We start from the raw sequence: 8223 nt of genomic DNA on the forward strand, positions 1-8223 counted from the left end.
TGCCTGCTATTACGCCTGCCACGCCGGCTACGAGTGGCCCGTTAAATAGCGCGGCCATGCTTAGAACTACACTGCGGCCATCGAAGAATATTCCGGGCTCTGGCGATGGGTTAAACATACCAATCACGCAAATAGCGCCGAATAGCAGGCCCAACACCAACCGTATGGCGATGCTGTCCCTATCCCAGCGGCGTGTGATGAACGCGTGCAGCCAAGACAAAGCCAAAAGCAACGCCGCTCCATTAATTAGGTCGATAATCAAGGCGAGCCCTCTCCTAGGCCTGGCTACCTATTGAAGCGTTCAACCAGTGCCTGTAAACCACGAGATGTAGTCTCCAGCTCACTGCCACGAACTACTGCTGCGTTAGCATTTTAGCTGTCGATCGACCGTCCCTGCGACGTTATTGATCTGCCGAGCAATATCTTCGGCTACATGGGCCTGCTCCTCTGAAGCCGCTGCCATTTGCTGACTCATGCCACTGATACGTTCAACCGCCTCGCGAATACCTTGAAGGGCTCCCTGCGCCTCTATAACTTGTTGTACACCGTGATCTGCCTCGCGGATACCGAGCCTGGCAATGCTCACAGCCTCATCAGCACCCTTTTTAAGGGTTTCAATAACACTCTGAATTTGTTGGGTAGACACGCGAGTTTTACTGGCCAAGGCTCGAACTTCATCAGCGACCACCGCAAAACCTCGGCCCTGTTCACCAGCCCTGGCCGCTTCAATTGCAGCATTGAGGGCCAGTAAGTTGGTTTGATCAGCAATGGATTGAATCACCCCGGCAGCAGTCATAATTTGCTGCGTTTCATTGGCGAGGTTATCCACTGCAGTGCTGATGTTTGTTACCGTACTAGCCAGAAGCTGAATTGCCTCTCTAGTGGTGCCGGCGACTTTGTCGCCTTGTTCGGCCAGTTCATTCGCTGTTTGCGCCTCAGTGGCGGTTTGTTGAACATGCCCCGCCACCTCACTGATTGAAGCAGCCATTTCTGTCATCGCGGCTGCGGTCATGTCCGTTTCGGCCCGCTGCTCCAGCAAGGCATGTTTAGTTTGGTTAGAGAGCAGGGAAGAATGTGCTGCGGCTTCAGCCACTTGGCTAGCAAGATCATTCAGCCGGGTCAGAGCGGTTTTAAGGCGTGCATCCTCACTAATTAGTACCATTTCCAACTGCGCCGATGGGCCGTAGGTATCGCTGTAGGTGAGGGCGCTAATCGGATCACTGAACGCATCAGGAGCGCTTTTAATGATTCGATTGAGTTGGTTAACCTCGCGCGTATAAGCCCACAATCCAATGGCGAGAAAGAGTATGGCGATTATTGTTTGCGCCAGTAGATTCGGAAGCGTGTTAACCGCTCCAATAGCTGTCAGTGCCGCAATTACCGGCAAAATCAGCCTGCCCATAAAAGCTGCATAGTGGCACCTTTTCGATACGGCTTTTTTGCCGGCACGAAGCCGCAGATACAGTGTTTTTGCACGCTCAATTTGTTCGCGAGTCGGTTTGACCCTTACGGACTCGTAGCCTATTAGGTGGCCATTTTCGAGAATGGGTGTGACATACGCATTGACCCAGTAATAGTCGCCATTCTTACAACGATTTTTACGATTCCCATCCAGCTTTTACCGGCCTTCAGGTAGCTCCACATCATCCCAAAAACAGCAGGTGGCATGTCGGGATGGCGCACCAAATTGTGTGGGCTACCGACCAACTCCTCACGGGAGTAGCCGCTTATTTTGTGAACTCGTCATTGCAGTAGATGATTTTACCGTTGGAATCAGTAGCTGATATCAAGCGCTGCTGGGCGGGAAAAATTGCTCAATAGTCGTAATCGTTTGAGTTGCACGCAAGGTCAATTCCTACAAAAAGGCATACGTTATGACCATTATGCCATCATCACTGCTATTGTCGTAATTTTTATATGGTTATTGAGCTCAATTGAATATTGTCGTATTTCATTGTGTGGTTTTCCTGCGGTTCAACGACCTTCCGGAAAATCATTCAACCAACATCCGGACACTGATTTCACGGTCATCCGGACACTTCAAGGTAGGCAGCAATGCAGGATTATTCACTACCATCGAGCTCTTTTATTGAAGCGAAGAGGGCGTCATGGAGCGTTTATCCATACATAAAATCCGAGAGGTAGTACGCCTAAAATTCGACGCCGGCCTGTCCCTGCGCAAGATCGCCCATCTTACCGATGGACATATCAAAATCGTTGCCAGCAAGCACATGACTTATGTGCAGAGACAGCATCTCATTGGCAGCACTCATGGAGTGTCATCATAATGACTGCTTCCAATAACACGTCAACGGAGACGGCGATGAGGGCGGAGCCCGAAGTCAGCCAAATAAAAAGGCTGCGTCAGTTAATAGTCTATGCCCGGCTGGTGGCCGTTATCGTGACAATAATCGGCGTAGTAGTGATGGCTGGCTGGCAGTTTGATGTGCCCGCGCTGAGAAGCGTGCTTCCTGGCTGGACTGCGATGGTGGTCAATACCGCCAGTATGTTCACTGTCCTCGGAGTGGGGCTGTGGTGCGCTACGTTCAGAACGTCCCTGGCCGGAAGCTTGATAAGACGGCTTGGTGCTTTCTTGGTGATACTTGTTGGTGGGTTGACCCTCGTTGAGTATGTCCTGTCGGTTGATCTAGCGATTGATTTGCTACTTCCTTTCGAGTTTCAACACGGCCAACCCGTGACTTTTCCGGGGCGTATGGCTCCCGCGACGGCATTGTGCCTTCTGCTGTCTGGCTTTGGCTTGCTTCTTGAGGGCAGGTCGTTATTGCCGCAATTTTTTGCGTCGTCAGCGCTATTTGTAAGCCTGATGGCGCTTGTTGGTTATTTGTTCAGTGTCAGTGCGCTCTACTCGGTGGGTCTCTATAGCTCAATGGCCATCCATACGGCTATTGCGCTGATCCTGTTCAATACTGGACTGCTGGTTATTCAGGAACGTTCGGATTTCGTCGAGTTGCTGGTAAGCGACACAGCGGGTGGTGAGGTAGCGAGAAGCTTGCTGGCTAGTATCCCGGTAGTAATTCTCAGCATCGGAGGTTCCCTGCTAATCGGAGAAAAGCTGGGCTACTACGACAACCGGTTCAGCTTAGCGTTGATGGCGACGCTGAGCATCGTCACGCTCGTTGCGGTAATCCTGAGAACTGCGAGGCATCTTCATCAGATCGATAAGTCGAGAGGAAATGCCCAAGCGGAGCTGGCTGCTTTGAATGCATCCCTTGAGTTGCGGGTGGTCGAACGAACCAGTGCACTCGAAGCGGTGAACAGCAAACTAATGGACGAAATGTCGCTACGACAAAAGGTCGAAGATGATGTGCGCCAACTGTCGCTGACGGATGAACTGACGGGCTTGCACAATCGCCGCAGTTTTTTCCTTTTGGCTGACCAACTATTGCGCTCAGCTCGCCGCAATGATCAATCTTGCGCGCTATTTTTTATTGATCTCGACGGCTTAAAAAAACTTAATGATGTCCACGGCCATGAGGCGGGCGACTTGGCGATCATAGCGGCGGCGCAGGTGCTTAAGGCAGCGTTTAGAGTTAGCGATGTTGTTGCTAGGATCGGGGGGGATGAGTTTGTAGTCTTGGCTGCCGACGTGAGGGAGTCGGTCGATGCTCTCTCTGCTCGTGTGCAAACACTGGTCGATGAGTTCAATGGTAGTGATCGCTGCCGTTATCCTGTCGGCCTAAGCATCGGCGCTGTTCGTTGTTCGCCAAAGGAGCTGAAGCCTCTGGGTGAGCTGCTCGCTGGTGCCGATGCCGCGATGTACGCCAATAAGCAGCTTCGTCGTAAGCAGGCTCTTCATTGTGATGGGTGCCCAATACGTGTTCAAGCCTGCTTTTGAACTTGATTTCGAATAGGCCCCACCTAACAAGGGGGAATGGAGGTGATTAGTGTTTCCTCGATCCAAGTGGCGGAGGTTGGAGGTTGTTAATGCGGCGTTCTAGCTGCACGCGCTCCCACCCGTGCAGCGGCTCGACTGGCTCAGTGCTTTAGCGCTGCCAGGTTTCAAGAGACCCGATACGACCGTCAGGCGACCTGCATTCCTCGCAGTAGTCCAAGGTGTCGCAGTCATTGAAAACCGTGAGTCACCAGCCATCGATCTCAACAGGCATGAGGCCGTTGTAGATTTCGTTCTAAGATCGGTTGCAGGCTCTCGTCATTCTGCGTGTGCCAAGCGCGACGTCCTTTAGTACCTGATAGACCTCGCGGGCGGTGAGAGGGGTGGTTGTGTTCAAACCATTTGCGTCGGCGGCTTCTCACCGCATTTTGACCAAGCAACGCAGCGGAGAAAATAGGCCACTCCCTTTGCGTGAGTGACCTGTCATTCATTGCTGTTTATTTCTTTCTGGGCTTTCCAGCATCGTCCCGCTTATCGCGGACTTGGCCGTCTTGATTTCGAGAACGCGGCTGTACACCGCCGCCTGGCTTCGGAACCGTTACGTTAGGATTCAACGGTCGTCTGTCGGTCATGCTGTCATCCTTGTATGGCCTGTAGTGATGGAATGGCTCATTCATGAACACGCGCTTTTCAAGCAATTCCAATGCTCATTGCGCCGACGCTGAGCGTAGCAGACGATTTTTTTCGAGCGCCGCAGTAAACGTTGCGGGAGCATTTTCAGTGTAAGCGTCCAGCCAACACACCTTCCGAACTCCTGCATTAAGGGGGATGGTGTCCGCGTATCACATTTTAAGCGGACGCGATCGCCCTCAGGGGACATTACTCAGGTAGATACGTCCTAACCGCGTGATGCAACAAATTGGTTGTCCACGGCTTACTCAGAAACATTGCGTTGGTCGGTAGCCCGTCGAGTACTGACCTGTGACCGGAGGTGATGATAACGGGCAGGTCTGGCCAACGCGCCCAAATCATTTTTGCCAATTCCAGTCCATCCATACTACCCGGCATGAAAATATCCGTTATCACTAGAAGTATGGAAGCTGGGCCTTCCAAAATGGGGATAGCTTCATCGGCCGTGGCGCATTCCGTCACACGGACACCCAGCAGGGAAATCGCGTCAGCCATCAGAGAACGCATTATTTCATCATCTTCTACGACCAACACTGATGGTGACATGGGCATAGCTCCCCTTTGTCTCGCTTAGTGGTATCGACGGTTGGATGTGTTCCAAACAACTGACGAACGGTCAATGGTCGGTTGCCGATTTTTGGTGTTCCGCTAATCTGGTTTTATCGACCATATTTGTCTGGCTGGTAACATCATAATCAGGACGCCAGTAGGGTTTGCCATGCGACTTTCAGATTTCATCCTCAACAACCTTGAGCCTATTTTGCAAGCATGGGAAGAATTTGCCAGGTCTGTGGATACCCCGCTGCCTCCTCTGGATCAACCAGGTTTGAGGAACCACGCTGAGTATATTTTGCAGACGGTTGCGCTGGATATGCTTAGCTCTCAAACCTCTCAAGAGCAGATCGACAAGTCCCTCGGACTCGGCCCAGTAAAAAAGGAAAAATCAGCCGCACAAAGTCACGCCATTACACGCCTGGTGGCGGGTTTCACGATGGATCAAATGGTCTCCGAATACCGCGCGCTCAGGTCGAGCGTCCTCAGGCTATGGTTAGCCCAAGGATACGCAGGGGAAGACCATCAAATTTTGGACATGATTCGCTTCAACGAGGCCATCGATCAGGCGCTTGTCGAGTCGATAGCAGCGTATGGGCGAGCGGTGGAAACAACTCGAAAAACAGTCTTGGGCGTGTTAGGCCACGACCTTCGCACACCCTTGGGTGCCGTGACGCTCGGTGCGGATTTGTTGAGACAAACTGAAGAACTGGGCACCCGTGGAAAAAAAATAATTTCGCAGATTTCTACAAGTGTTCAAAACGCAAACCAGATGGTGAACGACCTGCTTGACTTGGCGCGCTGTAACTTGGGCACTGGTATCCCGGTACGACCGGAAAACACTGACCTGACTCCTGTGTGCAGGTCCGTCGTGGAAGAACTCACGATCGCCCATCCCAGAGCGCAAATCGTATTCACCGCTACGGAATCGGTAGCGGGCCTGTACGACCCATCACGCATGGCACAAGTTTTCTCGAATCTTGTTGGTAACGCGGTGCGACACGGAAACGCACATCTTCCAATTTATGTATCGTTGGACGGGGATGGCACCACCGCGCGCTTTTGCGTGCAAAATTACGGAAAGCCTATTCCTCCCGGCGAACTGCCTTCTCTGTTCAATCCAGAAGGTCGTTATTCCAAGTATTCTGAGGGTGCGCAAGGAGCATCGTCTGGTCTCGGGCTGGGATTATTCATAGCCGCACAGATTGTAGAGGGCCATGGTGGGACGATAGAGGTCGAGTCGACGCTGGAGCAGGGCACGATTTTCCGTGTTATTTTGCCGGTGCTCAAATAGACGTTTTATGGGCTACTTCCCCGCTTTTGGCGATCCCTCACGCTCCATCAATTCTTTAAGCGCCTTGATGGTGGCTGTTCGCAGCCTTGGTTAGTCACAAGACGCTCCTGAGCGAAGCGCCATGATCGATCAGGCTACCTCGAGATATGCGCGTTACGTGCCCTCATAGCGGCTGGCTTCGCCTTTGGCTGGCCACTCACTATCAGTAGATCGTGCGCTGTCTTCACCCTGCTGGGTGGGGGATGATTGATCTGGGCTGCTTTCCCCTTCGTTAGGAACCGGCTCAGCTGTGGCGACGGCAGATGACTTCACTTCTGCTTCAAACTGTTCTTGAGCGAGACGCCAATAAAACTCTTCAGCTCCTTCAGGACGACCATCCCTTTCCCACAATTCATAAGCTCTTTCTCGGATTTGCGATTCTTCAGTCACAATCATTCTCCTCTAGTAAGCGTTCTATTTAGATTAATGCGGAGCAGTGCTTTTAAAGTAACGGCTACGCTACGTCGCGTGTGCTCCAACGTCTCAGTAAAGCAGTAGATACGGTCTAGATTGATGAAAACGACTGGGGGCATGGCCACTGGACGAGCCTCGCTCTATTAGACTGCCCCACCCTTGGCCCACCGGTCGCTTGAAGACAGGCATGTAGCTCGTCTGAAAATGGAGGAATAACTGCTACGGATGGCAAAATTTTGAACGACAACCCTGCGTCCGTGCTCAACCCGATATCGGGGATGGGCGAACCATCATAGCCACGTGGTAGCCAAGAAAGTCTTCAATCAGGTAGACAGCGAAGTCTGGACAATGCTCGAGCGCTGGCCGGTAATACGGCATCCGCGCAAAGCAACACGGTGGATCAAGGACAGGTATTTCAAAGTTTGAGGATCGTGCCGGTGGGTGTTCTACACCGTTGAAAGTACGCAGACGGTAAGACAAGGGAATACACCTTGCTGAAGGAATCGGACACGCCGATAGTGCGGCACATCAAGATTAAGGCTATTGGCGCGCGCTACTCGATTGACAACCTCTTTAAACTCCTTGTGATGCCACTGGTCAATTGATCACCACAAAGAAAAATGCGTTCGATTGCGCAAAGAGAATGGATGGACAACTACCACATCACCAAGTCCGACAAGCTTTGGACATTGGTTAAAGAGGGCGCGCAGCGTGCGTCGAAGACTGCAGCCACAAAGGCCGAGATCACGACGATAGCTGCTGATTTTCTTAAGGACAAAACAGCGTCGCTCAAAATTCATAAAGAGGACGCGACGATCCAGGAAGAGCGGACTTTCCCTAGTGCTGCTCTGACCCTCGGAAATCAAAGGGTTGAGTAGCGCCTGATCTGGGTGGCTGCATAGAGTGAGCAGCCACACCAGATCAAGTTGATCTGCGCTTACTTTGAAAACCCGACTGTGCTCGGTGCAGATTCTGCCGATTGAGGTGGTGATCCATTAGGCTCGGCATCCTCTACGCTACCAACGCAAGATGCATCTCTTCGTCTTCACCCAGCGCGCTGAATTGCTGGCTACGTACCCACAATCACCGCGCCATCGCTATTGGGTATAGCCACTTTGTGATCACCCGGCGTCAGAATGACCTTTCGGCAATTCTCTTCCTTCTTGTCGAATATCTTGTAGCCCTCGGCTGCCTGTTCCAAGCTCATCCGATGGCTAATGATGACCTCTGGTGACAGGCGACCGGTCTCGATGTGTTCGAGCAGTTCCGGGAGATAACGCTGAACGTGGGTTTGCCCCATTTTGAAGGTAAGACCTTTGTCGAACGCATCGCCAAACAGGAAGCCGTGGATGAAGCCCGAATACACGCCGGGCACACTCAC

The 8223-nt window shown here is 52.1% G+C and carries 9 protein-coding genes and 2 pseudogenes; 4 read left to right on the plus strand and 7 right to left on the minus strand.

The features are described from left to right. The 4 genes from CES87_RS31985 to CES87_RS34020 form a co-directional block, all read right to left on the minus strand. Nucleotides 1-262, minus strand: a 262-nt coding sequence (locus CES87_RS31985) for a LytS/YhcK type 5TM receptor domain-containing protein (protein ID WP_256591186.1), incomplete at its 3' end; no start/stop codon positions are given. A 102-nt stretch (nucleotides 263-364) separates the two neighbouring features. After that, on the minus strand, nucleotides 365-1402 hold the full coding sequence (locus tag CES87_RS34015) for a methyl-accepting chemotaxis protein (RefSeq protein ID WP_371858295.1): 1038 nt from the start codon (nucleotides 1400-1402) through the stop codon (nucleotides 365-367). A gap of 122 nt (nucleotides 1403-1524) precedes the next feature. After that, nucleotides 1525-1683, minus strand: a complete 159-nt coding sequence (locus tag CES87_RS34785; protein ID WP_371858296.1) for a hypothetical protein — start codon at nucleotides 1681-1683, stop codon at nucleotides 1525-1527. A gap of 467 nt (nucleotides 1684-2150) precedes the next feature. After that, entirely contained in the window at nucleotides 2151-2273 is a 123-nt protein-coding gene (locus tag CES87_RS34020) for a hypothetical protein (protein WP_256591188.1), read from the minus strand. Between the two features lie 14 nt (nucleotides 2274-2287). On the opposite strand from CES87_RS34020, the gene CES87_RS32000 reads away from it, so the two are divergent. Beyond that, nucleotides 2288-3856, plus strand: coding sequence for a diguanylate cyclase (locus CES87_RS32000; RefSeq protein ID WP_128609417.1), 1569 nt, complete (start codon nucleotides 2288-2290; stop codon nucleotides 3854-3856). A gap of 876 nt (nucleotides 3857-4732) precedes the next feature. Here CES87_RS32000 and CES87_RS32015 read toward each other — a convergent pair. Further along, nucleotides 4733-5089, minus strand: coding sequence for a response regulator (locus CES87_RS32015; RefSeq protein WP_128609420.1), 357 nt, complete (start codon nucleotides 5087-5089; stop codon nucleotides 4733-4735). Nucleotides 5090-5261: 172 nt separating this feature from the next. Between CES87_RS32015 and CES87_RS32020 the strand changes: the two genes are divergently transcribed. Beyond that, nucleotides 5262-6389, plus strand: a complete 1128-nt coding sequence (locus CES87_RS32020; RefSeq protein WP_128609422.1) for a sensor histidine kinase — start codon at nucleotides 5262-5264, stop codon at nucleotides 6387-6389. 153 nt (nucleotides 6390-6542) lie between these two features. Here the strand turns inward: CES87_RS32020 and CES87_RS32025 are convergent, their stop codons facing one another. Then, the gene (locus CES87_RS32025) at nucleotides 6543-6818 is read right to left on the minus strand and encodes a DUF2934 domain-containing protein (protein ID WP_218196449.1); all 276 of its coding nucleotides are present in this window, start codon (nucleotides 6816-6818) and stop codon (nucleotides 6543-6545) included. Nucleotides 6819-7142: 324 nt separating this feature from the next. Between CES87_RS32025 and CES87_RS34025 the strand changes: the two genes are divergently transcribed. Both CES87_RS34025 and CES87_RS32035 read left to right on the plus strand, forming a co-directional pair. Continuing rightward, nucleotides 7143-7268, plus strand: a complete 126-nt coding sequence (locus CES87_RS34025; protein ID WP_256591187.1) for a group II intron maturase-specific domain-containing protein — start codon at nucleotides 7143-7145, stop codon at nucleotides 7266-7268. A gap of 221 nt (nucleotides 7269-7489) precedes the next feature. Further along, nucleotides 7490-7716: pseudogene (locus tag CES87_RS32035) on the plus strand (DUF2188 domain-containing protein). Between the two features lie 195 nt (nucleotides 7717-7911). Here the strand turns inward: CES87_RS32035 and CES87_RS32040 are convergent. After that, a pseudogene (locus CES87_RS32040) lies at nucleotides 7912-8223 on the minus strand (glutathione-dependent formaldehyde dehydrogenase); the annotation flags it as partial.

The organism is Pseudomonas sp. ERMR1:02 (genome assembly GCF_002277815.1).
Taxonomy (GTDB): Bacteria; Pseudomonadota; Gammaproteobacteria; order Pseudomonadales; family Pseudomonadaceae; genus Aquipseudomonas.

What these genes read in the sequence shown, in the direction of transcription:
- CES87_RS34020 (WP_256591188.1), bottom strand. Translation starts at nt 2,273, where the DNA reads ATGAGTGCTGCCAATGAGATGCTGTCTCTGCACATAAGTCATGTGCTT.
- CES87_RS34015 (WP_371858295.1), bottom strand. Translation starts at nt 1,402, where the DNA reads ATGGGCAGGCTGATTTTGCCGGTAATTGCGGCACTGACAGCTATTGGA.
- CES87_RS32015 (WP_128609420.1), bottom strand. Translation starts at nt 5,089, where the DNA reads ATGTCACCATCAGTGTTGGTCGTAGAAGATGATGAAATAATGCGTTCT.
- CES87_RS32000 (WP_128609417.1), top strand. Translation starts at nt 2,288, where the DNA reads ATGACTGCTTCCAATAACACGTCAACGGAGACGGCGATGAGGGCGGAG.
- CES87_RS32020 (WP_128609422.1), top strand. Translation starts at nt 5,262, where the DNA reads ATGCGACTTTCAGATTTCATCCTCAACAACCTTGAGCCTATTTTGCAA.